This is a genomic window from Streptomyces sp. NPDC001732 (assembly GCF_053596315.1).
In genome coordinates this window covers 136,894-160,988 of the sequence record NZ_JBSFFY010000009.1, presented here as the reverse complement: position 1 = coordinate 160,988, position 24,095 = coordinate 136,894, and the positions used below count along the sequence as shown (strand labels likewise).

Sequence of the window (24,095 nt, the reverse complement as noted above, 5' to 3'; positions counted from 1 at the left end):
GTCCGCGCCCTGAGTTCGCGCCCCGTGACCGCCCCGGTCCGCGGGGCGCCGGGCGGGGGTGCCGGGCCGGGGTGCGGGGCGGGTGAGGAGTCGATCACGCGACCACTGGTGACATGAAGGGATTCAGTCCGTACGCTTCTGAATATGGATATGCACACAGTCGTGGTGGGGACGTCCGGTACCACCGCTCAGGACGTCATCGCCGTGGCACGCGGCAACGCCCGCGTCGAGCTCTCCGAGGCCGCCGTGAACGCGCTCGCCGCGGCCCGGGAGATCGTGGACGCGCTCGCCGCCAAGCCCGAGCCGGTCTACGGCGTCTCCACCGGATTCGGGGCGCTGGCCAGCAGGCACATCGGCCACGAGCTCCGCGCCCAGCTCCAGCGCAACATCGTCCGCTCGCACGCCGCCGGCATGGGGCCGCGCGTCGAGCGCGAGGTCGTGCGCGCGCTGATGTTCCTGCGGCTGAAGACGGTCGCCTCCGGGCACACCGGCGTACGCCCCGAGGTCGCGCAGACCATGGCCGACGTGCTCAACGCGGGCATCACGCCCGTCGTCCACGAGTACGGCTCGCTCGGCTGCTCCGGCGACCTGGCCCCGCTCTCCCACTGCGCCCTGACGCTGATGGGCGAGGGCGACGCGGAGGGCCCCGACGGCACCGTGCGCCCCGCCGGCGAACTGCTCGCCGCCCACGGCATCACCCCGGTCGAGCTGCGCGAGAAGGAGGGGCTCGCCCTCCTCAACGGCACGGACGGCATGCTCGGCATGCTGGTCATGGCCCTCGACGACCTCAAGAACCTCTACACCTCGGCCGACATCACCGCCGCCCTCTCCCTGGAGGGACTGCTCGGCACGGACAAGGTGCTCGCCCCGGAGCTGCACGCCATCCGCCCGCACCCGGGCCAGGGCGCCAGCGCCGACAACATGCTGCGGGTCCTCGCCGGATCGGGCCTGACGGGCCACCACCAGGACGACGCGCCGCGGGTCCAGGACGCCTACTCCGTGCGCTGCGCGCCCCAGGTCAACGGCGCGGGCCGCGACACCCTCGACCACGCCCGGACCGTCGCGGAGCGCGAGCTGGCCTCCGCCGTCGACAACCCCGTCGTCCTCCCCGACGGGCGGGTCGAGTCCAACGGGAACTTCCACGGCGCCCCCGTCGCGTACGTGCTCGACTTCCTGGCGATCGTCGCCGCCGACCTCGGCTCGATCTGCGAGCGCCGCACCGACCGGCTGCTGGACAAGAACCGTTCGCACGGGCTGCCGCCGTTCCTCGCCGACGACGCGGGCGTGGACTCCGGCCTGATGATCGCCCAGTACACCCAGGCCGCCCTGGTCAGCGAGATGAAGCGGCTCGCCGTCCCGGCGTCGGCCGACTCCATCCCGTCCTCCGCCATGCAGGAGGACCACGTCTCCATGGGCTGGTCGGCCGCCCGCAAGCTCCGTACCGCCGTCGGCAACCTCAACCGGATCGTCGCCGTCGAGCTGTACGCGGCGACCCGCGCCATCGAACTGCGCGCCGCCGGAGGGCTCGTCCCCGGGCCCGCCTCGCGCGCCGTCGTCGAGGCGCTGCGCGCCGCCGGTGTCCAGGGCCCGGGGCCGGACCGCTTCCTGTCGCCGGACCTGGCCACGGCGGACGAGTTCGTCCGGGCGGGGAAGCTGGTCGCGGCGGTCGAGCCGGTGACCGGTCCGCTCGCGTAGGGCGTGTTTCGAAAGCAGCGTCGTCCGCCCTCCGGGCGGGGAAAACCACGGGGCGCAGTGAGATGCAGCGGGTCGTGGGAGGGCCGGCGGCGCGAGGGCCTACGCTCCGGCGCATGAACGCTTCTGAGACATCGCAGTTCGTCCGCCTTCGGGTCGACATGGTGCTGGAGATCACGGACCTCGCCGCCCTCAGCGGCACCGCACTGGAGTCCATCGCCGCCGAGTACGGGGAACCGGGCGGCGAATCCGCCGAGGAACGCACCCGTGCCGAGGCCGCCGTGCGGGAGGACGGCGCGGAGGCCCTCGCCTCCCTCGTCGACCCGTTCGACCTGGTCGGCGAGGTGCCCGGCGTCCTGCTCACCCAGGCGTCCTGGAGCAGCGAGAGCATCGACCACGACCCGGACGACCCGGACCACTGGGACCTCGACGACGACGAGGACGGCGAGGACGGCGAGGACGGCGAGGACGAGTACGAGGAGGTCCGGGTGCGGGACGAGGCGGAAGGGAGCCGGAGCGGCGTCGGCGTCCCGCACAATGGGTGAGGACGACGTCGGACGCGACGGCGCGAGCGGCGGGCCCGGCGGGTGAAGAGCACCGGCCCCGGCCCGTTCCGCACGGGCCGGGGCCGTGCCGTTCACCGCTCGCCCATACGCGATCGACGTCGGGAACCACCGCAACCGCGGACGCGTCGATGAGTGTTGTTCCCCACATTTCTCTCGGATGTGGAACGGAGTACCCCTTGCCGGGGGTTCTTTCCAGGGACATTGGCGGGTTCCGCCGGTCATCGGTGGCTCCGCTCGGGGTTTTTGGGGATTTCGGCGACGATGGAGAAGCGTGTGATGACGGACAGCAAGCGGCGCAGGGGTCTCATGGCCGTGTCCGCACTGCTCGGCGGTGTGCTGGTGCTCACCGCCTGCAACGACGGCACGGACAAGAGCGGCGGCGACGGCTCGAAGAAGTCGCAGGCGGCCGAGGTCGACAAGGCGGCCGCACAGGATGCCTCGGAAGCACAGATAACGATCTCGCCGAAGAACGGCGCGACCAACGCGAGCATCAACAACGACGCCAAGGTCACCGTCGCCAAGGGCACGCTGTCCGAGGTCGTCATGACGACCTCGGCCGGGGCGACCGTCAAGGGCAGCCTCTCCGCCGACGGCAAGAGCTGGAAGCCCGACGTCCAGCTGGAGCGCTCGACCACGTACAAGATCAACGCGACGGCGAAGGACTCCAAGGGCCGCGAGGCGCACGAGAACTCCTCCTTCACCACCGTGTCGCCCGCCAACAGCTTCATCGGGAACTTCACCCCCGAGGACGGCTCCACGGTCGGCGTCGGCATGCCGGTCTCCATCAACTTCAACAAGCCGATCACGGACCGGAAGGCCGTCCAGGCCGGCATCACCGTGACGTCCAGCAGCGGCCAGCAGGTCGTCGGTCACTGGTTCAACTCGCAGCGTCTGGACCTGCGCCCCGAGAACTACTGGCAGGGCGGCTCCACCGTCACCCTGAAGCTGGCGCTCGACGGCGTCGAGGGCTCGGACGGCGTCTTCGGCGTGCAGCAGAAGACGGTCACCTTCAAGATCGGCCGCAACCAGGTCTCGACCGTCGACGCCAAGACGAAGACGATGACCGTCACCCAGGACGGCAAGACGATCCGGACCATCCCGATCTCCGCCGGTTCCCCCGACAACCCCACGTACAACGGACAGATGGTGATCTCCGAGAAGTTCAAGGAGACCCGGATGAACGGTGCGACGGTCGGCTTCACCGACGACGACGGCAAGGGCGAGTACGACATCAAGGACGTGCCGCACGCCATGCGGCTGTCCACCTCCGGCACCTTCATCCACGGCAACTACTGGGGCGCGCGGTCGATCTTCGGCAGCGTCAACACCAGCCACGGCTGTGTCGGCCTCCCCGACGTGAAGGGTGCGGGCGACGGCGGCCAGCCCGCCGCCTGGTTCTACAACAACTCCCTCATCGGTGACGTGGTCGTCGTCAAGAACTCCCCGGACAAGACCATCACCCCCGACAACGGCCTCAACGGCTGGAACATGAGCTGGGCGGAGTGGACGGCGGGCTCCGCGGCCTGACCCGACCCCACGCGCTCGGTACCCGACCTCCCCACGCCCGGTACCCGGCGCACCCCGAACCCCGCAGTGTGAAGGCGGCGGCACCCGGATCCACCAGGATCCCGCGGTGCCGCCGCCTTCGTCGGTCCGTGCGCCCACGGTGCCTGCGGCGTCCGGTGGCCCGTACGTTCCCGGGGCTGTCGCGGTCTTCGTCGGTCCGTACGCCCGTGGGGCTGTGGTGTTCCTCGGCCCGTACGCCCGTCGGTTCCGCCGACCGTCCGCGTTCCTGCTCAGCGGGGGGAGGCCGTGGCGTTCCGGTGGGCGGCCAGGTCGCTGCGGCGGACCTGGCGCAGGCCCGACGGATCGGTGTACGGCTCGCCGTTGCAGCCGTTCGGGAGCGCGACGGGGTGCGGGGCCTCGGGGCCGGGCCCGGGGCTCGTGAGGAGCGAACGCAGCCCGTACCAGGGTTGCAGCAACAGCAGGCTCAGCCCGTACAGCCAGCGCCGTACCAGCTGCCGCAGACCCGGACGTCCGGCGTCGGGCAGCCTGATCACCCGGATTCCCATGATCAGCTTGCCCACCCCGGCCCCGGCGATCGAGGTGAGGACCACCTGGTTGAGGAACGAGAACGCGAGTGCCGGACCGGCCAGCAGGCCGAGGACCTCGGTGACGGTGGTGGACGTGCCCACGTACGGCCGGGCCAGCAGGCCGGCGGTGACGAGACAGAAGTAGCTGTCGAGCCCGACCGCGAGGTGGCGGCGCGTGTCGCCCGCGCGTGGCGGCAGGCGCGGCCCGAGGGGGTGCCCCGAGGCGGGCGCGGGCGGGGGCACGGGCACGAACGTGGGCACGGGCGGAGGCGGGAAGGCCGTGCCGCGCGTCGGCGGGGTCGGTCCGGACGGGTTCCGGGTACGCCTCTTCCCCCATGACGTTGTCATGACAACATCATGTCTGATGTCCCGTCACCCCACGTCCGGAAATCGGACTCCGGGTACGCCGGACACGTCCTAGTCTCTCGGTCATGACCGTCGCCATCACCGCCATGATCACCGCAGTGGTCGGAGTGCTCGGCACTCTCCTCGCCCCCGTGCTCACCCAGCGGCTGGGCGCGCGCCAGCGTGCCGAGGAGGCCCGGACGGCGGAGGCGCGGCGCAGGTTCGAGGAGCGGCGCGCCCAGTACACGGCGATGAACCGGGCTTCCCGGCAGTTCCACACCCTCCTCAAGGACGCCCTGCACCGCATCCGGGACGGCGTCTACACGGAGCAGGAGCGCACCCAGCTCGAAGCGGCCCGCCTCGAACACCGGGACCACTACGCCGAGGCGCAGATGATCGTCCCCGAGCGGATACTGCAGGCGTCCCGCGACCTCAACCGGGTGCTCGCCGCCGGGGACGCCGCCGTCAAGCGCCTGGACCGGGGCCTCGCCCGCGACGGCGAGAGCGTCGGGCGGGCCCTGGAGGACCTGAAGGCGGCCGATCCACGCCTCGACGCGATGCGGGAACTGATGCGGCGGGATCTCGGGGTCACCGACTGAGCCGCCGCCATGGTGTAGCGGGCTACACCACGACTCCGGGAGGGGCGCCCCTCGTGGCGGTCGCCACCGGCCAGCAGTATGGGGACATCGCCGGTACGAAGACGGCACCGACCACGAAGGAACCCCATGAAGCCCCTGCTCTGGATCGTTCTCTGCATCGCCCTCGTCGGCAATCTCCTCCTCAACCTCCTGGGGGACGACGCCCTGCACATCGTGCTCAGCATCGTCTCCGGTTCGATCGTGCTCGCCTCGGGCGCGGGGCTGTGGCTGCGGTACCGGGCCGAGCGGGCGTAGGGCGGGGAGCCCCCCGTCCGGATCGGGCCGAAAAGACGTTGTGCGGGTCCCGCGCGAGACTTTTCCGGGGCAGCTGGGACAATCGATGTGCCACAACGGTTCTTACGTCGCTTCCGTGAGCCGCAGAGCGTGCGATGTCTGGGCGACGCCCTCAATGGGGAGGGGGACCGCTGACGTTCCCGGGACGGGACGTCTTCGCGCGCGATGCCCATCTACGGAAGGTCTTGACCTGATGCAGGCCACCCCTGATTCCGTGACCCCGCACACCACCGAGAGCCGTGTCATCGAGCCGCTGTACGCGGAGATTCTCCGGCGCAACCAGGGCGAGAAGGAGTTCCACCAGGCGGTCCGAGAGGTCCTGGAGACCCTCGGCCCGGTCCTCGCGAAGCGACCGGAGTTCGTGGACGCCAGAATCATCGAGCGCGTCTGCGAGCCGGAGCGCCAGCTCATCTTCCGGGTGCCGTGGTCGGACGACTCCGGCGACATCCACGTGAACCGCGGCTTCCGGGTCGAGTTCAACAGCTCGCTCGGACCGTACAAGGGCGGCCTGCGCTTCCACCCCTCGGTCAACCTCGGCATCGTGAAGTTCCTCGGCTTCGAGCAGATCTTCAAGAACGCGCTCACGGGCATGCCCATCGGCGGCGGCAAGGGCGGTGCGGACTTCGACCCCAAGGGCCGCTCGGACGCCGAGATCATGCGGTTCTGCCAGTCGTTCATGACCGAGCTCCACCGCCACCTGGGTGAGTACACCGACGTCCCCGCCGGTGACATCGGCGTCGGCGGCCGGGAGATCGGCTACCTGTTCGGCCAGTACAAGCGGATCACCAACCGCTACGAGTCCGGCGTCCTCACCGGCAAGGGCCTCGGCTGGGGCGGCGCCCAGGCGCGCACGGAGGCGACCGGCTACGGCTGCGTCATGTTCACCGACGAGATGCTCCGCAGCCGCGGCGAGTCCCTCGACGGCCAGCGCATCGCCGTCTCGGGCTCGGGCAACGTCGCGATCTACGCGATCGAGAAGGCCCAGCAGCTCGGCGCGACCGTGGTGACCTGCTCGGACTCCAACGGCTACGTCGTGGACGAGAAGGGCATCGACCTGGCCCTGCTCAAGGAGATCAAGGAGGCCGGACGCGGCCGGATCTCCGAGTACGCGCAGCGGCGCGGTGCGCACGTCAAGTACGTCGCCGACGCCGGGGTCTGGAGCGTCCCCTGCGACGTGGCCCTGCCCTGCGCCACCCAGAACGAGCTCCACGAGACCGACGCCCTGGCCCTGGTGCGCAACGGTGTGAAGGCGGTCGCCGAGGGCGCCAACATGCCCACCACGCCGGAGGCCGTGCGCGTCCTCCAGGAGGCGGGCGTCGCCTTCGCCCCCGGCAAGGCGGCCAACGCGGGCGGCGTGGCCACCAGTGCCCTGGAGATGCAGCAGAACGCCTCGCGCGACTCCTGGACCTTCGCCCACACCGAGGAGCGCCTCGCGGAGATCATGCGCCACATCCACAACTCCTGCTACACCACGGCGGAGCGCTACGGCAGCCCCGGCAACTACGTGGTCGGCGCCAACATCGCCGGCTTCGAACTGGTCGCGGACGCGATGCTGGCCCAGGGACTCATCTGACCCGGCCGTCCCCACGACGACGCCTCCGGGCCGGCCGCCCTCCGCGCGGCCGGCCCGGAGCGGGCCACCCGGTACGGGCAGATCGGCCGGTACGAGCAGGTCACCCGGTACGGGCAGGGTGGTACGGGCAGGTCAGCCGGTTCCGTCGCAGGTTTCGTGGTGGTAGCCCCGGTGGCCGCGGGCCACGAGGTCCAGGTCCCGCCGGACGACGCTGATCCTGTCGCCCCAGCCCTCGCACGCCCGCTTCATGCCCTGTTCGGTGTACTCGATCACGATCATGTGGTCACCGAAGGCGGCTGCGTAGTCCCCGCACTCGTCGTACTGGCCGCACTCCTCCACCACGGCGAAGTCGGCACCGGCCTCCTCGCGGAACGGGGCCAGCTCGGCAGTGTTCTTCTGGCCGATGGCCAGGCCCTTCGCGTGCGCGTGGGCGGCGAGCAGGGAGAGGAACGCCTTCGCGTCGTCCGCGGTGAGCAGGCCGCGGGGCGCACGCGTGTAACTGTCGTAGTTGTCCGGGTCGACGGCCCGGTAGCCCTTGGCCGCGCACTCGTCGATCCAGGTGTTCACCTTCCGCGCGATCCGCTCGCGCTTGGCGGCGGTGTGAACGTCCAGCATCGCCTCCCCCCATTCCTCGTCCATGACGACCTCGCCCGCCTTGTCGCGGAGCAGCAGATCGGCGTCCCACTCCTTCTCCGCGCCGGGCTGGGCCTGGAAGGCGTTGACGTAACAGATGTTGTAGATCCCGGGCGCGGGCGCCTCCGTGTGGTCCCGGGCGACGACGGAAACCCCGGCCGGCGGGGTGTAGGGCTCACCGAGCTGGTAGTCGAAGCCCGCGTGCGTCGGCGGAAGAGCCACCCCGGCCGATTCCTTCCCCTCGGCCGGGGAAGGCGCCTCGTGCCCGCCCCCGCCGCCCGAACAGGCCGTGGCGAGAAGTGACACACCGACCGATACGGCGACCGACGCGACGAGCGCCGTGGCGGGCCGGCGGAGAAAACCCCTGATACGCATTGCTGGCGAGCTCCGGAGGGAGAGGAGAAGCGAGGGAGGCGGGCTCCGTGAGCGGCGCCGCGTGGCCCGACCTCTCGGAGCGCCGGATCGTCCGTCGGCCGATTTTATCCGTACGCCCAAGAAGGCGAGCGGCAGCTTCGCGGGCCCGCGTGCTCGCTACGGTGGATCGACTTCAAGTCCCTTTGTGCAAAAGGGAGTTCATGCCCATTGACGCCGGGCGACCGGCACTGCTGTAGTCCTCTCGCTCACGGAAAGCGCAGTGGATGCGATGCCGAACGAGGGGCAGGGCTCAGATGAAACCGGGCAGGGTTGTGGCGACGACGGCGATGGCGATCGCGCTGACCGCCGGAAGCGCGGGGTCTCCCGCACTGGCCGCGGGCTGGACGCGGACGGCGGACTACTCCCGGTGGACCGGGTTCAACGCGTTGGAGCGCGGGCAGGGCGTGGCGACGGACGGGACGTACTTCTACTACGCCGGACCGGGCGGAATGGTGAAGGCCACCGTCGCGAACGACTCGGAGGTCGCCTCGTCGCCGTTCCCGATCCCGCCGTTGCTGAGCGGCACGTACGGCGGTGACCACATCGGGGACCCGGAGTACCACGACGGCTATGTGATCGCGCCGATCGAGGACGGCCGGGGCGGCTACCAACATCCGCTGCTGGCGCTGTACAACGCGAGCGACCTGAGCTACACGGGCCGTTACGTGCAACTGCCGCTGGAGCAGATGCCGGGCGGTGTGCCGTGGGTCGCGGTGGACGCCGCCGCCGGACTGGTCTACACGGCGCCCTGGACCCAGGACGCCGCGCAGGGGACGAACAAGCTGGTCGCCTACAGCCTGAACGACCTGCTGACCCTTCCGGCGGGCTCCACGCTCCCGGTGGTGAGGACGGTGACCCTGTCGCAGCCGCTGAGCAGGATTCAGGGGGCCGCGATGTGGCGGGGCACGCTCTACGCGTCGGTGGACGACTCGGCCAAGTCGGTCCACGCCGTCGACCCGGTCTCCGGTCAGGTCTCCTACGCCTTCCACCAGGACGTCGAGCCCGGGGACGAGGTCGAGGGGATCGCCGCCTGGGACTTCGGTGCCTCGGGAGGCCAACTGCACATCGTGCACGTGGGGTCCGGCTGGAAGTCGATCTTCCTCTACCTCCAGCACTACACGCCGACCGGCTGACGCGCCGACCGGGTCCAGGAGGGGGACAGCCGCGGTCCGGCCTCACGGGGCAGCCGCCGACCGGGTGATCCGCCGACCGGCCGACCGGGCCGGCGCCCGGTCAGCCGCGGTCCGGCTCGCGCCCCGGTTCCCGGTCCGGTCCGTGCCCCGGTCCGTGACCCGGACCGTGCTCCGGCATCCGGTGCCGGAAGGTCTCCGCCGCGGCCGTGTTCGCGGCCACCACGATCCCGAAGAGCACCGCCGCCTTCGAGTGGCCCATCGCGTGGACCGCGTACACGCCCCCGCCGAGCACCACCGCCTTCACCAGCAGCACTCCCACGAGGGGCAGCTGGAAACGGGCGCGAGGGGCGGCGAACAACCCCCAGACCGCGGCGGCCACCGCCGGGGCCCCGAGCCCCAGCAACAGATGTGCGGTCGTGTCGTCCCCGGCTGTGAAACCCCACCAGGACAGCATGACCAGTGCGGCCAACTCGATGAGGAACGCGAGGAGTTCGTTGGCCATGAACCACGGCGGCGAGGCCGGGGCGGCAGGGGAGCCGGTACCTTCGCTCGTCATCGGTGGACAACTCCTCTTCGTCCGGCACCCGGCGCTCGTCACCGGCGGGCCTCGGTGATACCGAGGATCGCCGCTTTCGGTGTGTACCGCTCGTGGAGAGCAGGGAGATGATGTGAACAGTAAGTGGTCAGCATATGCCGGTGATGGTCCGCACGGTTGACTCCGGACGGATCGGCGAAGCGAACGGGCCCCGGCCCGGTCGGGGCGGCGCAACGGGGCCGCGCATGGCCCGAAGGGCAGTCACCCGCGGGAAATCGCGGGGCCGTCCCACTTGACCGGGACCGGCCCACTCGACCGGGGCCGACCCAACTTGACCGGGACCGGCCCAACTTGACCCGGGCCGTGCGGAGAACGCCCGTCAGGCGTGGGACCGGCCCACGGCTCGCTGGAGGCGGAGCTGGCCGATCTCCGCGGCGTTCTTCATCAGTTCGGCATTGACCCAGGCGATCATGTGGGCGACGGTGTGCCGGGGATCGTTCGGCCACGGGAACGGGGCGGTGGCCTCCAGGTCGGCGGCGGTGAGCCGGTCCAGCGCCCCCAGCCAGTCCTCGCGAAGGCCGCGCAGCCACTCGACCGTCGGCTTCCCCGCGCCGGGCCAGGCGACGTCCTCCCGCTCCCGGGGCGTTTGCCCCCGGGCGTGATCCGCGGCCACGCCCCACCACCAGCCGATGTGCCAGCTCAGCCAGCCGATGGTCGGCACGGGAACGGGGTCGGGCTCGGTCTCCGCCCAGTCCGCCCACCACGTCCCGTCGTCGGCACGGTGCATCGTCCAGCAGACCGCGGCGGATTCCCACAGGAAGTCGTCGGCTTCGAGCTGCTCCAGGTGGTACTCGAAAAGCGACCATGTCAGGTCGAACTGCCAACGCAGCAGGCCGAGTACGTGGGCGGAGTCGTGATGGGAACCAGTCATCGCACGACCCTCACACAGGGCGGCACCGGTGGGAAACGAGTATCCGGCGGGGCGGCGGGCCGGGTGTTCGAGCGGCGGGGCACGAGGGAGGAGCGGGGGCGCTTTCCGGCTTCAGCCGGGAAGACCGGCGGCGTATCGTCGGGGACGAAAATTGCCAGGGTGACAAATTCGGGGGACGTCGATGAGCGCTGGACCCGGTCCGTGGGGACCGTACAGCGGTGGTCCGCAGCCGGCCGGAGGGCAGCCGGGGTGGCCGCCGCCACCCCAGGGGCCCGGGGGTGCCGCCACAGGGCCGACCACCCGGCGATGACGGCCCGCAACAGCCGGGGTGGCCGCCCCACGGTGGCCCGCAGCCGGGTTGGGGACCGCCGACATCCACGAGGTACTGCCCCCGATCATCGCGACCGTCCTGGTCTGGGAACTCGCGATCGTGGACCTGGTCTCGGACACCCACGACGGCGCCCCCCTGCCGGTGCGGCTCGCGGCGGTCCTCGGCGGCCCGCTGTCGGTCACGGCGGTGAGCCTCTGGGAACTGCGACGCCTCAGGACCCGCCACGGCCTCACCCTGCGCCACGCCCTCGGCCGCTGACCCGGCCCGTCCGCGTTCCCGTCTCGCGCATCCGGACCGGACGGCCACGGGTGGCGGAACCGGGGCGCGGGCCGTACGTCCGTACCGTGCACACCCCGCGTCCCGGACCCCCGCCGCTACCGCGGCAGCGTCGCCGGGTTGCCGCCGTTCGCTTCGTAGCCGGCCACTGCCAGTGCGCGGTAGACCGTGTACTCGGCGGCCGGGTCGGGGTTCTGGGTCCAGGGCAGGGCGCCCACGTGGCCGTCGATGTGGACGAGCTGGTTCATCGCCTCCGACCAGCGTTCCATCCGGACCAGGAACAGCACCAGCAGATGGCGTACGTGCGCCAGCATCGGGTCGTCGGGGCGGGCCGCGTGCACCGCGAACAGGGCGCCCTCGACAGCCTTGGTCACCGTAGCGCTCCGGTAGAAGCCCTGCACCAGATTGACCTCGGGCAGGTGCTCGTACAGCGCGAAGAGCGGCAGCGCGGCCAGCAGTGAACCCTGCGGGGCGCGGGCGGCGGCCGTCGTGGCGAAGCGCTCCGCCTCCTCGCGCGAGCCGTGCCACTTCTCGCACCAGTAGTGCAGTGCGGCGATGTGCGCGCCCATGTGGGCCGGGGCCCGGTCGATCACCTTCGCCCAGAGCAGGTCGAACTCCTCGTGGGAGTAACCGAGTCCGCGCCCCACGGCCAGTTCGACGAGGTAAGGGATCGGGTCGCCGGGCGCCAGCAGCGCCGCCTCGCCGCAGACCGTACGGGCCTCCTCCAGGATGATCCGGAAGTCGTCCGTCCCCGCGGTCGACGAACGCCACGCCTGCTGCACCAGGAACTCGGCGTGCACCGCCGCGCCGCCCGCGTCCTTCGGCGCCTCGGCCCGCCACGCGCGCAGCCACGCGCCCCCGACGCCGGGCTGCTGCGCCAGCTCCAGCGAGGCCGCGCCGGCGAAGGCCTGCACCCGCTGCCACCGCGTCTCGTCCTCCTTCGGCGTACCGGCCAGCAGCTGCGAGGCCGCCCGCCAGTCCTGGGAACGCTGCACGACCTCGATCACGTCCAGGAGGTCCTGGTCCGGACCCGGCAGCCGGATGTCCAGGTCCTCCTGGCGCACGAAGCCATAGGCGTCCGGATCGGCGGCGTCCGGGGAACCGGGTGCGACCTGCCGGACACCGCCGCGGCGGCGCAGCACGAAGGGGCCGAAGACCGCCGCGAGCATGCACAGTGCGATCAGGAACCAGAGAATCTCCATGCCCCCATTGTCACCGGACGGCCGGGTACCCCGGTCAGGGCCCTCGCGACGAACTACGCTCGGCCCCATGAGCGACCAGCACAGCTTCGAAACCCTCGCGATCCACGCGGGAAACACCGCCGATCCCCTCACCGGCGCCGTTGTTCCGCCCATTTACCAGGTCTCCACGTACAAACAGGACGGAGTGGGCGGGCTGCGCGGCGGCTACGAGTACAGCCGCAGCGCCAACCCGACCCGTACCGCCCTGGAGGAAAACCTCGCGGCCCTGGAGGGCGGCCGCCGCGGACTCGCCTTCGCCTCCGGCCTCGCCGCCGAGGACTGCCTGCTCCGCACCCTGCTGGCCCCCGGTGACCACGTGGTCATCCCCAACGACGCCTACGGCGGCACCTTCCGGCTGTTCGCGAAGGTCGTCTCGCGGTGGGGCGTGGACTTCTCGGTCGCCGACACCTCGGACGTGGCGGCGGTACGGGCGGCGATCACCCCGCGCACCAAGGCGATCTGGGTGGAGACCCCGTCCAACCCGCTGCTCGGCATCACCGACATCGCCGCGGTCGCCGGTGTGGCCCGCGCGGCGGGCGTGCGCCTGGTCGTCGACAACACCTTCGCCAGCCCCTACCTCCAGCAGCCGCTGGCCCTGGGCGCCGACGTGGTGGTGCACTCCATGACGAAGTACATGGGCGGCCACTCGGACGTCGTCGGCGGTGCGCTGGTCGTCAACGACCCGGAACTGGCCGAGCAGTTGGCGTACCACCAGAACGCCATGGGCGCGGTCGCCGGGCCGTTCGACGCCTGGCTGGTGCTGCGCGGCATCAAGACCCTCGCCGTCCGCATGGACCGGCACAGCGAGAACGCCGCCAAGGTCGTCGACCTGCTGACCCGGCACCCCAAGGTCTCCCAGGTCCTCTACCCGGGGCTGACCGAGCACCCGGGCCACGAGATCGCCGCCAAGCAGATGAAGGCGTTCGGCGGCATGGTGTCCTTCCGGGTCGAGGGCGGCGAGGAGGCGGCGGTCCAGGTCTGCAACCGGACCCGGCTGTTCACCCTCGGTGAGTCCCTCGGCGGCGTCGAGTCGCTGGTGGAGCACCCGGGCCGCATGACGCACGCCTCCGCCGCGGGCTCCCCGCTGGAGGTCCCGGCCGACCTCGTCCGGCTCTCCGTCGGCATCGAGAACGCCGACGACCTGCTGGCCGACCTGACGCAGGCGCTCGGCTAGGGCGTGTTTCGGAAGTAGCGTCGTCCGCCCGGAGGGCGGGGTCGGGAACGGAAGCGGGTGTGGCCGGTCGTCCGGGCACGCCCGCCCTTCCCCCGGTGCCCGTCGGCGCGCGCCGGTCAGGCGCCGGTCTTCTCGTCCTCCAGCGACGCCCGGATCTGCTCGCGCAGTTCGGTGCTGTCGGTGTGTTCGTGGACGGAGACCGCGTGTTCCGCCGCGGCCCGTACGACTTCCTCTTCCTCACCCGCGATGGTGAGCGAGCAGTGCGACACGCTCGGATGCTTGCGGCAGTCAGCGACTTTCCTGGTCATGGCAGCCTCCTCGGCCGGTTCCGCCGGTTCCGCACACCGCAGTTTCCAGGATAGTTCGCCCCACCCCGGCCTCCGGCCGGTGTTCTTCGGCCCCGGCCCGTGCTCGGTGCTCACCAGCCCCCGCTCGGTGTCGTCTCCGCCGGGGGCACCTCCCACGGATGCACGACGGACGCCCAGGCAGCGAAGGCCACCACCGCGGCGCACGCCACCAGGAACAGCACCCGGCGGGCGAACAGCCGCCGTCGCAGCAGTCGGCCGCCCCGCTCCGCCGCCCGCCGCGCCAGATCGGCCGGCACCTGCGGATGCGGGCCGTCCAGCATCCGCCGGACCTCGTCCTCGCGGTCGCCGCTGCGGCTCATGGCGCCACCCCCAGCGGGCCCGGCGGCATCCCCCACCGCGCCGTGGGCCGACGGGTGCCGCGCATCGTGGCCACCGCGCGGTTGCAGACCGCCCGCACCCGCTCCACCGGCAGGCCGAGCAGCGCCGCGGCCTGCTCCTCCGCGACCCCCTCGTACAACCGCAGCACGAGGACGAGGCGCTCCTGCGGGGTCAGCGGATCCAGCGGGCCGCCGCGCGGCCGGTGGTGCCGCCAGACCTCGTGGGCGAACCGGACGGCCAGCTCGCGCCGGGTGCGGTCGTACGGGTCCTCGCCGCGCAGCCGCTCCCACTGGGCGTAGGTGTGTGCCAGCGCGGCCGTGAGCATCCGCTGGGCGCGGGGATTGGCGCCGGGCGGGCGCAGGGGCTCGGCGGTGAGCAGCGTGGCCGTGTGCAGCAAGCGGCCGGCCGCGCCCGCCACGAAGGCCTCGAATTCCTGGGCGCGGCGCCGCTCCCGGCCCGTCTGGCGCTCTCGCACAATCCACATACGAGCCGCTGGGAGGGGCCCGGGTCAAGAGGCGTGCACGGGTCCGCAGCGCAGTTTCCGGCAGTCCTCCGGCGGACGCGAGGATTCCGCCCCCGCGCCGGTGTTTCCGGGGCCCGTGACCGTGCTTCCGGGGCTGTCCGGCCGAGATTTCCGGTCCTGTCCGGCCGGGGCGACCGGTCGGGCAGGTGGCGTTCAGCCGGCCGGGGGTGCCTGGTGCGCGGCCTGGCGGGCGGCCAGCGAGGCGTTGAACCGGGTGAGCAGCGTGCAGAACGTCTCGCGCTCCTCGGCCGTCCAGCCGTCCGTCACCTGGGTCATGAGCTCGCGCCGGGAGCTGCGGACCTCGTCGAGCCGGGCCTGGCCGCGCGGCGACAGCTGGAGCACCACGGCCCGGCCGTCCTCGGGGTGCGAGGTGCGCTTGACCAGGCCGGTGTCGACGAGCGGCGCGACCTGCCGGGTCACCGTCGAGGAGTCGATGCCCATGCCTGCGGCGAGTGCCTTGACGCCCATCGGGCCTTCCTGGTCCAGCCGGTTGAGCAGCAGATAGGCGGCCCGGTCCATGGAATTGCGCACCTGGCCGACACCGCCGAGGCGGGTCTGCTCGGCACGGCGGGCGAATACCGCGACCTGGTGCTGCAGCGCATCGAGGACGTGGTCGGAACCCGTGGGTTCGGGGGCGGCGCCCCCGGAAGGAGACGCAGCTGTCGTCATGTCCTGAGGGGGCATGGCCGGGGGCTCTCTTCGTGCGGTGTCGGATGGGTGGGGGACAGAGTACGCGGCGCCGGGGCAACGCGTACCAGTGCTGCGCAAACCCGCGTACTGCGTACCAGCGACGCGCAAACCCGGGGACAACGGCCCGGAAGGGGCCGGGACATCGCGGCCGGTGCCGGGGCGAGCTGCCAGACTTGCGGTATGAACTTCCGCGTCACCGGCCACTTCCCTCCCCTCATCCTCGACGATGTCCGGGGGGCGCAGAAGATGCTCTCCGGCGTGGCCAGGACGACCGCCATGGAAGGCAGTCGCCATCTGACCGAACTCGTGGGCGCGCCGGTCCACCTCAAGTGCGAGAACCTCCAGCGGACCGGGTCGTTCAAACTGCGGGGTGCGTACGTACGGATCGCGGGGCTGTCCCCGGTGGAGCGGGCGTCCGGAGTCGTCGCCGCGAGCGCCGGAAACCATGCGCAGGGCGTCGCGCTGGCGTCTTCGTTGCTCGGCGTACGGTCGACGGTCTTCATGCCGGTCGGGGCGCCGCTGCCGAAGGTGGCCGCCACCCGTCAGTACGGGGCCCGGGTCCGGCTGCACGGCCATGTCGTCGACGAGACGCTCGCGGCGGCCCAGGAGTACGCGCAGGAGAGCGGCGCGGTCTTCATCCACCCCTTCGACCACCCGGACATCATCGCCGGGCAGGGCACGGTGGGCCTGGAGATCCTGGAACAGTGCCCCGAGGTGCGCACCATCGTCGTGGGCATCGGAGGCGGCGGTCTCGCGGCGGGCATCGCGGTGGCGGTCAAGGCGGTCCGGCCCGACGTGCGGATCGTCGGGGTGCAGGCGGCGGGCGCGGCCTGCTACCCGCCGTCGCTGGCCGCGGGCCACCCGGTGTCGATCGGCTCGCTGAACACGATGGCGGACGGGATCAAGGTGGGGCGCCCCGGCGACGTGCCGTTCGAGCTGGTCAGGGAGCTGGTCGACGAGGTCCGTACGGTCTCCGAGGACGAGCTGTCCAGCGCGCTGCTGCTCTGCCTGGAGCGGGCGAAGCTGGTGGTGGAACCGGCCGGTGCGAGCCCGGTCGCGGCGCTGCTGAGCGACCCGAAGTCGTTCCACGGGCCGGTGGTCGCGCTGCTCTCCGGCGGCAACGTGGACCCGCTGCTGATGCAGCGCATCCTGACCCACGGCATGGTGGCGGCCGGCCGCTACCTGAGCCTGCGGCTGCGGCTGACCGACCGCCCCGGCGCCCTGGCCGCCCTGCTGGCGGCGCTCACCGAGGTCGACGCCAATGTGCTCGACATCGGCCACGTACGGACCGATCCCCGGCTCGGGCTCACCGAGGTCGAGGTGGAGCTGCAACTGGAGACGAAGGGGCCGGAGCACTGCACCGAGGTCTCGACGGCACTGCGTGAGGCGGGCTACCTGGTGATGAGCTGACCCCGGCCCTTGCACGGAATCCGGCCCTTGCACGGGTTCCGGTCCTCGTGCGGGGCCGGGCCCCGCACGGGCTCAGGCCCCGTACCGGTCGCCGTACCCCGCACGGGCTCTGGTCCGCGGGGTCTCTGCCCCGCCGACCGGCCGTCGTCGGCCGCCCACCGCGGGCGCGTCCGTCCCGCGCACACAGGGGGAGCCCCCGGCCCGTCGGGCCGGGGGCTCCCCCTGTGTCGGTGGGTGCGGGATCAGCCGGTGTACGGCTTCGCCGCGAGGATCCTCACCATGGCCATCTTGCCGTTCGGCAGCTCGTACTCTGCGTCGTCGCCCATCCGCTTGCCGTTCACGCCGGTGCCGAGCGGCGACTGCGGGGAGTACGTCTCGATGTCCGAGCTCGCGTACTCCCGCGAGGCGAGCAGGAAGGTCAGCGTGTCGTCCGGGTCGCCGTCGAAGGCGATCGTCACAACCATGCCGGGCTCGACCACGCCGTCGTCGGCAGGCGCCTCGCCGACCTTCGCGTGCTCCAGGAGCTGGGTGAGCTGGCGCACCCGCAACTCCATCTTGCCCTGCTCCTCCTTGGCCGCGTGGTACCCGCCGTTCTCGCGCAGGTCGCCCTCCTCACGGGCCGCCGCGATCTTTACGGCGATTTCCGTGCGCGCGGGACCAGACAGGTACTCCAGCTCGGCCTTGAGCTGGTTGTACGCCTCCTGCGTGAGCCAGGTGACGTTTTCGCTGGTCTGGGTCACAGGGTGCTCCTCGTCGGTACTGGGAATACAAAGCATCGCCCTACCCGTAAGCATGTGCCCCTACGGGTGGGCGAAACCACGAGCCTAACAATTCACCGGGGAAAGGGGGAGAAGGTAAAACACCGGGACCACATATGTGCAGGTCAGAGCGGTCGGCGGTGGTTCAGCGCCGGTGCGCGGCGGTCAACGTACCGCTGCCGGGGGTCAACGCCACGCCCGTCGTCCGAGGGGGCGACGTGCCGCCGCCGGGGTCAGTGCGACGCCCCGCCGTCGGTGGTGCATCCGAGCAGTTCGACACTGGTCGCCCTGGCGGTCGTGCGCAGGGACACGACGCGGTCGATGCGGTCCGTGCTCTCGTCGAACCGGAAGTCCTTGCGGGCCACGTCGCTGCCGTCCTCGTGCTGGGCGCGCAGGGTGCAGTAGCCCTTGGCGTCCTTGTCCTTGCGGATCTCCAGGTGCACGTCGACCCGCTCGTCCGAGACGACCTTGCGCTTGATCACCTCGGCGCTGATGCCCTGGCCGGTGACGTAGCCGTAACCGATCCAGCCGACCACGCCGAGGAGGACGACTCCCAGCACCGAACCGATGATCCTGAGCTTGCGGTCCGCCCGCTGGTCCGCGGAGCGGCCGTAGCGGTTCTCCGGAAGCGACTCGCGCACCGCGGCCATGATCGTTCCTCCCGTACCGGGGATCGAGGAATTTTCCACCCCCCGGTTCGGTCACTATAGAAGCCTGCCCATGTGCCGAATCACTGAGGATCGAGTCTTGACCGAGCAGCTGCGACTGATGGCAGTCCACGCCCACCCCGACGACGAGTCGAGCAAGGGCGCGGCCACCATGGCGAAGTATGTGTCCGAGGGGGTGGACGTGCTGGTCGTGACCTGCACGGGGGGCGAGCGCGGCTCCATCCTCAACCCGAAGCTCCAGGGTGACGCGTACATCGAGGAGAACATCCACGAGGTGCGCAGGAAGGAGATGGCCGAGGCCCGGGAGATCCTGGGCGTCGAGCAGGAGTGGCTCGGCTTCGTCGACTCGGGGCTGCCCGAGGGCGACCCGCTGCCGCCGCTCCCCGAGGGCTGTTTCGCCCTGGAGGACGAGGTGAAGGCGGCGGGCCGGCTGGTCCGCAGCATCCGTGCGTTCCGTCCGCAGGTCATCACGACCTACGACGAGAACGGCGGGTACCCGCACCCCGACCACATCATGACCCACAAGATCACGATGATCGCCTTCGACGGTGCGGCGGACACCGAGAAGTTCCCCGAGCCGGAGTTCGGCCCCGCCTGGCAGCCGCAGAAGCTCTACTACAACCAGGGCTTCAACCGGCCGCGCACGGTGGCCCTGCACGAGGCGCTGCTGGCCCGCGGGCTGGAGTCCCCCTACGGCGAGTGGCTGGAGCGCTGGAAGGAGTTCGAGCGCGTTGAACGCACGCTGACCACGCACGTTCCGTGCGCCGACTTCTTCGAGATCCGCGACAAGGCGCTGATCGCGCACGCGACGCAGATCGACCCGGACGGCGGCTGGTTCCGCGTGCCGATGGACATCCAGAAGGAGGTCTGGCCGACCGAGGAGTACGAGCTGGCGAAGTCCCTCGTCGATACCTCCCTCCCCGAGAGCGACCTCTTCGCGGGCATCCGCGACAATGCCTGATATGTACGCGACCCAGGCACTGACCGACCTCGTTCCGCTTGCCGCCGAGCTCGACAAGAACAAGGTGACCCCCGGCGTCCTCGGCTTCATCGTCTTCGCGGCGCTCGCCGTGGGCGTGTGGCTGCTGATGAAGTCCATGAACCGGCACATGGGCAGGGTCGACTTCGAGGAGGCCCCGGACCCGGACGCGGTGGCGGCCGACGCCGCCGTCGGGGCGGGGACCACGAAGCAGAAGTAGGCACGGGAAGCAGGCACGGGGCGGCACCGGCACATCCGCCGCCTCGTGGCCCCGCGCGACACCGGCACGTCCGCCGTTCCGTCGCCCCGCCGTCCCGTCGCACCGCGCGGCGCCGGCCGCCCGCATCCGGGTCGGCCGGTGCCGCGCACGCTCCTGTCCGCTGCCGTGCCCGCCCCTGCCCGATGGGCGGGGGGCGGTCCGTCAGGGCCTCGGGGGGAGCGGTACGCCCATGACCTCCCGGGCGCGGCGGGCGGGCGTCAGGCCCAGGCGCCACGCCTGCCAGCCGTCCTCCAGGTCCACGCCCCGGTTCAGCGCCACCGTGAACGCCGCCGCGCACTCCTCCAGCCTGCCGTCGCGCGCGGCGTGACCGGCCCCGAGCAGCTCGGCCAGTTCCTGCTGGGCCACCGCCGTGCCCACCTCGCTGCCGCCCGGTGACGCGTACGGCAGCAGCGTGCAGCGCAGGAAACGGGCCCAGTCCGCGCCCCGCGCGTCGCCGTAGGACCCGAACAGCTCCGTCGCCTCGTCGCACAGCTCCAGCGCCTGCGGGGCCCGGTTGTTGCCCGCGTCGATCAGGGCCAGCTCCAGACACGTCCACGCCTCGCCGTGGGCGACCCCGATGCGCCGGAAGTCGGCGCGGGCGTCCATCAGCAGCTGACGGGCGAAGCCGGAGTTGCGCAGGTTCCCGGTTTGCGCGGCCCGCTGATCACGGGTGACCCGGCCCGAGTGGTGCCGGGCGCACGCCAGCCCGTACACGTCCCGCATCCGGGAGAACATCGTGCGCGCCCGCTCCAGCTGCCGCACCGCCCGGTCGGTGTCGCCGCTCTCCTCCAGGGCCTGGCCCAGGTGGTACAGCGTCCACGCCTCGCCGCGCGCGTCCTCGTTGTCCCGGTGCAGGGCCAGCGCCCGGTTCAGCTGCTCCACGGCCGGCGCCGCGTCACCGGCCAGCAGCCGGGCACGGGCCAGCTGGGTCAGCGCCCAGGCCCCGCCCCGCTCGTCCCGGGTCCGCCCGCCCGGCCCGCTCCCCCTCCCGGAACAGCAACTGCTCACGGGGTGCGCCCAGCCGGTTCAGCAGGTGCAGCAGCGCGTCCCGGGTCGGCAGCGGCGCCTCACCGGCCACGTCGCCGCGCAGGTCCACCACGCAGGCGCCGCGGAACTGGCCCTTCAACTCGTGCGCGGCCCGCACCGCGAGCGTGGTGCGCCCGGCACCGGGCGTGCCGTGCAGGACGACGACGGTCGGCCGGGTCTCCGTCGACGCACGGGCCTCGCGCACCCACCGCGCGATCTGCGCCAGTTCGGCCCGACGACCGGCGAACGGGCCGTCGTTCGCGGGGAGCTGACCGAAGGACTGCTCCAGGACCGAGCGGGTGCGGGCCGCCGCGCTGCGGTCCGCACCGCGCAGCGAGGGCATGGCCCGCTTCTGCGCGGGGACCGTCTTCGTCGGGGTGCGGGAGGCGGCGGTGAGCATCCGCTGCTGGTCGAGGAACGGGCGGATGCCCCGTACCTCCAGCGCCGCCAGCCACTGCAACCTCAGCTGTTCGGTGCCACCCGGCTGCCCGAGCGCACCCGCGCGCCGGTGCGCGGCGGGCCGGTGCGCGGCGGTGGCCCCGGCGACGGCGGCCGTGGCCCCCGCGACCGCCACGACGGCCCCCGCGCCGAGGGCGGGCCCCGTCCCCGTACCGAACACGAGGTCCGCACCGACCGCGGCGGCCGCGGCAACTCCCGTAACCAGCAGGGGAGTTCCCATAGATGCCCGGCCGAACCGCTGTGCCGACGGCCGCGTCCCGGCCTCCGCCGCGTCCAGCGCCCGGAGGTACGCGGCGTACTCGTCGGCCGCCGCGGCGGCCAGCGAGTCGAGCGCCGCCCGCCCGCGCGCCGTCAGCACACCGGCGTCGGCCCGCCCGCCCGAGCGCCGCACCTCCTCCTCCACGGCGCGCACCAACAGCCGTTCCGCTTCCGCCCGATGGCCGTCCCGCATGTGTGTCCCCCTCCGGATGCGACGGTGGTCCCTGCCGCCACCCAGTCTCCTGGCCGCGACGCGCCGGGGCGAGGGAGCGCGGCGACCTGTCGTGTGCCCCGTACCGCGCGGCGGCACACGCGCCGGCCGGGGCCGTCCGTACGCACCGCACCCGTGGCGTGCGGGCGCGGGCCCCGCCGCGTGCGCAAGGATTGGGGGCATGCCCAACCGACTCGCGCACGCCACGTCCCCGTACCTCCTCCAGCACGCGGACAATCCCGTCGACTGGTGGCAGTGGGAGCCCGCAGCCTTCGAGGAGGCCCGTCGGCGGGGTGTGCCCGTCTTCCTGAGCGTGGGATACAGCTCGTGCCACTGGTGTCATGTCCTCGCGCACGAGTCCTTCGAGGACGAGACCACCGCCGCGTTCATGAACGAGCACTTCGTCAACGTCAAGGTGGACCGCGAGGAGCGCCCCGACGTGGACGCGGTCTACATGGAGGCGGTGCAGGCGGCGACCGGGCAGGGCGGCTGGCCCATGTCCGTCTTCCTGACCGCCGACGCCGAACCCTTCTACTTCGGCACGTACTTCCCGCCCGAGCCGCGCCACGGCATGCCGTCCTTCCGGCAGGTCCTCGAAGGGGTCGCGACGGCCTGGGCCGAGCGCCGCGACGAGGTGGGCGAGGTCGCCGGGCGCGTCGTCCAGGACCTCTCCCGGCGTTCCCTCGCGCACGGCGGTGAAGGGCTGCCGGGCGAACCGGAACTGGCGCAGGCGCTGCTCGGGCTCACCCGCGAGTACGACGGGAGGCACGGCGGGTTCGGCGGGGCGCCCAAGTTCCCCCCGTCCATGATCATCGAGTTCCTGCTGCGCCACCACGCCCGCACCGGGGCGGAGGGCGCCCTCCAGATGGCCGTCGACACCTGCGAGGCGATGGCCAGGGGCGGGATGTACGACCAGCTCGGCGGCGGCTTCGCCCGCTACTCGGTGGACCGGGAGTGGGTCGTGCCCCACTTCGAGAAGATGCTCTACGACAACGCGCTGCTCTGCCGGGTGTACGCGCACCTGTGGCGGGCCACGGGCTCGGAGTCGGCCCGGCGGACCGCGTTGGAGACCGCCGACTTCATGGTGCGCGAACTGCGCACCGCCGAAGGGGGGTTCGCCTCCGCGCTGGACGCCGACAGCGCGGACGGGGCCGGGCGGCACGTCGAGGGCGCGTACTACGTGTGGACGCCCGAGCAGCTGCGGGAAGTGCTCGGCGAGCAGGACGCGGCCTTCGCCGCCGAGTACTTCGGCGTGACGGAGGAGGGCACGTTCGAGGAGGGGTTCTCCGTCCTCCGGCTGCCGGGGACGGGCGTGGCGGACGCGGAGCGGGTCGCCGACGTACGGGCCCGGCTGCTGGCCGCCCGCGAGCTGCGTCCCCGGCCCGGCCGGGACGACAAGGTGGTCGCCGCCTGGAACGGTCTGGCGATCGCCGCGCTCGCCGAGACCGGGGCGTACTTCGACCGGCCCGACCTGGTCGAGCGCGCCACGGAGGCGGCCGACCTGCTGGTCCGGGTCCACATGGGGGACGTCGCCCGGCTGGCCCGTACCTCGAAGGACGGACGGGCCGGCGCCAACGCCGGGGTGCTGGAGGACTACGGGGACGTCGCCGAGGGCTTCCTCGCCCTGGCCTCGGTCACCGGCGAGGGCGTCTGGCTGGAGTTCGCAGGTTTCCTCCTCGACATCGTGCTCCAGCACTTCACCGGCGAGGGCGGGCAGCTGTACGACACGGCGGACGATGCCGAGCAGCTCATCCGCCGCCCGCAGGACCCCACCGACAACGCGACCCCGGCGGGCTGGACGGCGGCGGCCGGGGCGCTGCTCTCGTACGCCGCGCACACCGGCTCCGAGGCCCACCGCACCGCCGCGGAGGGGGCGCTGGGGGTGGTGAAGGCGCTCGGCCCGCGGGTTCCCCGGTTCAACGGCTGGGGGCTCGCGGTCGCGGAGGCCCTGCTCGACGGCCCGCGCGAGGTCGCCGTCGCCGGACCGGTCGGTGGCGAGCTGCACGGTACGGCGCTGCTGGGGACGGCCCCGGGCGCGGTGGTGGCCGCGGGGGAGACGGGCGGGGCCGAGTTCCCGCTGCTGGCGGACCGGCCGATGACGGACGGGGTGCCGACGGCGTACGTGTGCCGGAACTTCGTGTGCGACGCCCCGACGACGGACGCGCAGGAGCTGGCGCGGCGGCTCGGCGCGCGGTGAGCGCGGTGGGGCGGTAGGGGAGGGGGCGCGGCGGGGACGGGACGCCCCCGGAGCGGCGGCGCTCCGGGGGGCCGTGGGCCGGGCGGTCGTGCGGGGCGGGAC

At 72.3% G+C, this 24,095-nt stretch carries 24 protein-coding genes and 1 pseudogene; 13 read left to right on the top strand and 12 right to left on the bottom strand.

The genetic code is table 11. The features are described from left to right. The first annotated feature begins 144 nt into the window (after positions 1–144). The 3 genes from hutH (at position 145) to ACWCXX_RS12850 (ending at position 3,785) form a co-directional block, all read left to right on the top strand. Entirely contained in the window at positions 145–1,695 is a 1,551-nt protein-coding gene (hutH, locus tag ACWCXX_RS12860; RefSeq protein ID WP_451126372.1) for a histidine ammonia-lyase, read from the top strand. 113 nt (positions 1,696–1,808) lie between these two features. After that, entirely contained in the window at positions 1,809–2,237 is a 429-nt protein-coding gene (locus ACWCXX_RS12855; protein WP_451126371.1) for a hypothetical protein, read from the top strand. A 282-nt stretch (positions 2,238–2,519) separates the two neighbouring features. Further along, positions 2,520–3,785, top strand: a complete 1,266-nt coding sequence (locus tag ACWCXX_RS12850; protein ID WP_451126370.1) for a L,D-transpeptidase — start codon at positions 2,520–2,522, stop codon at positions 3,783–3,785. Positions 3,786–4,054: 269 nt separating this feature from the next. Here ACWCXX_RS12850 and ACWCXX_RS12845 read toward each other — a convergent pair whose 3' ends face one another. Continuing rightward, positions 4,055–4,612 (bottom strand): RDD family protein, encoded by a 558-nt coding sequence (locus ACWCXX_RS12845; protein WP_451126369.1) that lies wholly within the window; start codon positions 4,610–4,612, stop codon positions 4,055–4,057. A 170-nt stretch (positions 4,613–4,782) separates the two neighbouring features. On the opposite strand from ACWCXX_RS12845, the gene ACWCXX_RS12840 reads away from it, so the two are divergent. The 3 genes from ACWCXX_RS12840 (at position 4,783) to gdhA (ending at position 7,201) form a co-directional block, all read left to right on the top strand. Further along, on the top strand, positions 4,783–5,295 hold the full coding sequence (locus ACWCXX_RS12840) for a hypothetical protein (protein ID WP_451126368.1): 513 nt from the start codon (positions 4,783–4,785) through the stop codon (positions 5,293–5,295). Between the two features lie 126 nt (positions 5,296–5,421). Next, complete coding sequence (locus ACWCXX_RS12835) at positions 5,422–5,589, top strand: hypothetical protein (RefSeq protein ID WP_451126367.1); 168 nt, start codon at positions 5,422–5,424, stop codon at positions 5,587–5,589. A 232-nt stretch (positions 5,590–5,821) separates the two neighbouring features. Further along, on the top strand, positions 5,822–7,201 hold the full coding sequence (gdhA, locus tag ACWCXX_RS12830) for an NADP-specific glutamate dehydrogenase (RefSeq protein WP_451126366.1): 1,380 nt from the start codon (positions 5,822–5,824) through the stop codon (positions 7,199–7,201). Between the two features lie 132 nt (positions 7,202–7,333). Here gdhA and ACWCXX_RS12825 read toward each other — a convergent pair whose 3' ends face one another. After that, positions 7,334–8,209 (bottom strand): endo alpha-1,4 polygalactosaminidase, encoded by an 876-nt coding sequence (locus ACWCXX_RS12825; RefSeq protein WP_451126365.1) that lies wholly within the window; start codon positions 8,207–8,209, stop codon positions 7,334–7,336. A gap of 293 nt (positions 8,210–8,502) precedes the next feature. Between ACWCXX_RS12825 and ACWCXX_RS12820 the strand changes: the two genes are divergently transcribed. Next, positions 8,503–9,381, top strand: a complete 879-nt coding sequence (locus ACWCXX_RS12820) for a hypothetical protein (RefSeq protein ID WP_451126364.1) — start codon at positions 8,503–8,505, stop codon at positions 9,379–9,381. A 100-nt stretch (positions 9,382–9,481) separates the two neighbouring features. Here the strand turns inward: ACWCXX_RS12820 and ACWCXX_RS12815 are convergent, their stop codons facing one another. Both ACWCXX_RS12815 and ACWCXX_RS12810 read right to left on the bottom strand, forming a co-directional pair. After that, positions 9,482–9,937: a YrdB family protein gene (locus tag ACWCXX_RS12815; protein WP_451126363.1), complete on the bottom strand. Its 456-nt coding sequence runs from the start codon at positions 9,935–9,937 to the stop codon at positions 9,482–9,484. A gap of 358 nt (positions 9,938–10,295) precedes the next feature. Next, a complete protein-coding gene (locus tag ACWCXX_RS12810; protein WP_451126362.1) occupies positions 10,296–10,847 on the bottom strand; it encodes a DinB family protein in 552 nt (183 codons plus the stop codon). A gap of 358 nt (positions 10,848–11,205) precedes the next feature. Here ACWCXX_RS12810 and ACWCXX_RS12805 point away from each other — a divergent pair, with 358 nt between their 5' ends. Then, positions 11,206–11,436, top strand: a complete 231-nt coding sequence (locus ACWCXX_RS12805) for a hypothetical protein (RefSeq protein WP_451126361.1) — start codon at positions 11,206–11,208, stop codon at positions 11,434–11,436. A 116-nt stretch (positions 11,437–11,552) separates the two neighbouring features. On the opposite strand, the gene ACWCXX_RS12800 is transcribed toward ACWCXX_RS12805, so the two are convergent. Beyond that, the gene (locus tag ACWCXX_RS12800) at positions 11,553–12,656 is read right to left on the bottom strand and encodes a hypothetical protein (protein WP_451126360.1); all 1,104 of its coding nucleotides are present in this window, start codon (positions 12,654–12,656) and stop codon (positions 11,553–11,555) included. Between the two features lie 67 nt (positions 12,657–12,723). On the opposite strand from ACWCXX_RS12800, the gene ACWCXX_RS12795 reads away from it, so the two are divergent. Continuing rightward, on the top strand, positions 12,724–13,869 hold the full coding sequence (locus ACWCXX_RS12795; RefSeq protein ID WP_451126359.1) for a cystathionine gamma-synthase: 1,146 nt from the start codon (positions 12,724–12,726) through the stop codon (positions 13,867–13,869). A gap of 116 nt (positions 13,870–13,985) precedes the next feature. On the opposite strand, the gene ACWCXX_RS12790 is transcribed toward ACWCXX_RS12795, so the two are convergent. The 4 genes from ACWCXX_RS12790 to ACWCXX_RS12775 all read right to left on the bottom strand — a co-directional run bounded on the left by ACWCXX_RS12790 (position 13,986) and on the right by ACWCXX_RS12775 (position 15,762). After that, positions 13,986–14,177 carry a DUF1059 domain-containing protein gene (locus tag ACWCXX_RS12790; RefSeq protein ID WP_451126358.1) on the bottom strand — a complete coding sequence of 64 codons (192 nt, stop codon included), beginning with the start codon at positions 14,175–14,177 and terminating at the stop codon, positions 13,986–13,988. Between the two features lie 110 nt (positions 14,178–14,287). Beyond that, the gene (locus tag ACWCXX_RS12785) at positions 14,288–14,536 is read right to left on the bottom strand and encodes a hypothetical protein (protein WP_451126357.1); all 249 of its coding nucleotides are present in this window, start codon (positions 14,534–14,536) and stop codon (positions 14,288–14,290) included. Further along, positions 14,533–15,030 carry a sigma factor-like helix-turn-helix DNA-binding protein gene (locus ACWCXX_RS12780; RefSeq protein WP_451126356.1) on the bottom strand — a complete coding sequence of 166 codons (498 nt, stop codon included), beginning with the start codon at positions 15,028–15,030 and terminating at the stop codon, positions 14,533–14,535. Before ACWCXX_RS12780 ends, ACWCXX_RS12785 begins: the two co-directional genes overlap by 4 nt. A 201-nt stretch (positions 15,031–15,231) precedes the next feature. Then, positions 15,232–15,762 carry a MarR family winged helix-turn-helix transcriptional regulator gene (locus ACWCXX_RS12775; RefSeq protein WP_451126355.1) on the bottom strand — a complete coding sequence of 177 codons (531 nt, stop codon included), beginning with the start codon at positions 15,760–15,762 and terminating at the stop codon, positions 15,232–15,234. A 186-nt stretch (positions 15,763–15,948) separates the two neighbouring features. Here ACWCXX_RS12775 and ilvA point away from each other — a divergent pair, with 186 nt between their 5' ends. Next, complete coding sequence (gene ilvA / locus ACWCXX_RS12770) at positions 15,949–17,178, top strand: threonine ammonia-lyase (protein ID WP_451126354.1); 1,230 nt, start codon at positions 15,949–15,951, stop codon at positions 17,176–17,178. A 242-nt stretch (positions 17,179–17,420) separates the two neighbouring features. Here ilvA and greA read toward each other — a convergent pair whose 3' ends face one another. Further along, positions 17,421–17,918, bottom strand: a complete 498-nt coding sequence (gene greA / locus ACWCXX_RS12765; RefSeq protein WP_451126353.1) for a transcription elongation factor GreA — start codon at positions 17,916–17,918, stop codon at positions 17,421–17,423. A gap of 251 nt (positions 17,919–18,169) precedes the next feature. After that, on the bottom strand, positions 18,170–18,586 hold the full coding sequence (locus ACWCXX_RS12760; protein ID WP_451126352.1) for a DUF4307 domain-containing protein: 417 nt from the start codon (positions 18,584–18,586) through the stop codon (positions 18,170–18,172). A 97-nt stretch (positions 18,587–18,683) separates the two neighbouring features. Here ACWCXX_RS12760 and mca point away from each other — a divergent pair, with 97 nt between their 5' ends. After that, positions 18,684–19,565, top strand: coding sequence for a mycothiol conjugate amidase Mca (mca, locus tag ACWCXX_RS12755; protein WP_451126351.1), 882 nt, complete (start codon positions 18,684–18,686; stop codon positions 19,563–19,565). A 1-nt stretch (position 19,566) separates the two neighbouring features. Continuing rightward, a complete protein-coding gene (locus tag ACWCXX_RS12750; RefSeq protein WP_451126350.1) occupies positions 19,567–19,803 on the top strand; it encodes a hypothetical protein in 237 nt (78 codons plus the stop codon). A gap of 201 nt (positions 19,804–20,004) precedes the next feature. Here the strand turns inward: ACWCXX_RS12750 and ACWCXX_RS12745 are convergent. Beyond that, positions 20,005–21,778: pseudogene (locus ACWCXX_RS12745) on the bottom strand (tetratricopeptide repeat protein). 199 nt (positions 21,779–21,977) lie between these two features. Here ACWCXX_RS12745 and ACWCXX_RS12740 point away from each other — a divergent pair. Beyond that, positions 21,978–23,993 carry a thioredoxin domain-containing protein gene (locus ACWCXX_RS12740; protein ID WP_451126349.1) on the top strand — a complete coding sequence of 672 codons (2,016 nt, stop codon included), beginning with the start codon at positions 21,978–21,980 and terminating at the stop codon, positions 23,991–23,993. The last annotated feature ends 102 nt before the right edge of the window (positions 23,994–24,095 follow it).

Excerpts from the sequence above, each read along its gene's own strand:
- ACWCXX_RS12790 (WP_451126358.1), bottom strand. The coding sequence starts at position 14,177 with ATGACCAGGAAAGTCGCTGACTGCCGCAAGCATCCGAGCGTGTCGCAC.
- ACWCXX_RS12825 (WP_451126365.1), bottom strand. The coding sequence starts at position 8,209 with ATGCGTATCAGGGGTTTTCTCCGCCGGCCCGCCACGGCGCTCGTCGCG.
- ACWCXX_RS12810 (WP_451126362.1), bottom strand. The coding sequence starts at position 10,847 with ATGACTGGTTCCCATCACGACTCCGCCCACGTACTCGGCCTGCTGCGT.
- ACWCXX_RS12775 (WP_451126355.1), bottom strand. The coding sequence starts at position 15,762 with ATGCCCCCTCAGGACATGACGACAGCTGCGTCTCCTTCCGGGGGCGCC.
- hutH (WP_451126372.1), top strand. The coding sequence starts at position 145 with ATGGATATGCACACAGTCGTGGTGGGGACGTCCGGTACCACCGCTCAG.
- ACWCXX_RS12785 (WP_451126357.1), bottom strand. The coding sequence starts at position 14,536 with ATGAGCCGCAGCGGCGACCGCGAGGACGAGGTCCGGCGGATGCTGGAC.
- ACWCXX_RS12795 (WP_451126359.1), top strand. The coding sequence starts at position 12,724 with ATGAGCGACCAGCACAGCTTCGAAACCCTCGCGATCCACGCGGGAAAC.
- ACWCXX_RS12820 (WP_451126364.1), top strand. The coding sequence starts at position 8,503 with ATGAAACCGGGCAGGGTTGTGGCGACGACGGCGATGGCGATCGCGCTG.
- ACWCXX_RS12800 (WP_451126360.1), bottom strand. The coding sequence starts at position 12,656 with ATGGAGATTCTCTGGTTCCTGATCGCACTGTGCATGCTCGCGGCGGTC.
- ACWCXX_RS12750 (WP_451126350.1), top strand. The coding sequence starts at position 19,567 with ATGTACGCGACCCAGGCACTGACCGACCTCGTTCCGCTTGCCGCCGAG.
- ACWCXX_RS12840 (WP_451126368.1), top strand. The coding sequence starts at position 4,783 with ATGACCGTCGCCATCACCGCCATGATCACCGCAGTGGTCGGAGTGCTC.
- ilvA (WP_451126354.1), top strand. The coding sequence starts at position 15,949 with ATGAACTTCCGCGTCACCGGCCACTTCCCTCCCCTCATCCTCGACGAT.
- ACWCXX_RS12855 (WP_451126371.1), top strand. The coding sequence starts at position 1,809 with ATGAACGCTTCTGAGACATCGCAGTTCGTCCGCCTTCGGGTCGACATG.
- ACWCXX_RS12835 (WP_451126367.1), top strand. The coding sequence starts at position 5,422 with ATGAAGCCCCTGCTCTGGATCGTTCTCTGCATCGCCCTCGTCGGCAAT.
- ACWCXX_RS12740 (WP_451126349.1), top strand. The coding sequence starts at position 21,978 with ATGCCCAACCGACTCGCGCACGCCACGTCCCCGTACCTCCTCCAGCAC.
- ACWCXX_RS12760 (WP_451126352.1), bottom strand. The coding sequence starts at position 18,586 with ATGGCCGCGGTGCGCGAGTCGCTTCCGGAGAACCGCTACGGCCGCTCC.
- ACWCXX_RS12850 (WP_451126370.1), top strand. The coding sequence starts at position 2,520 with ATGGAGAAGCGTGTGATGACGGACAGCAAGCGGCGCAGGGGTCTCATG.
- ACWCXX_RS12815 (WP_451126363.1), bottom strand. The coding sequence starts at position 9,937 with ATGACGAGCGAAGGTACCGGCTCCCCTGCCGCCCCGGCCTCGCCGCCG.
- gdhA (WP_451126366.1), top strand. The coding sequence starts at position 5,822 with ATGCAGGCCACCCCTGATTCCGTGACCCCGCACACCACCGAGAGCCGT.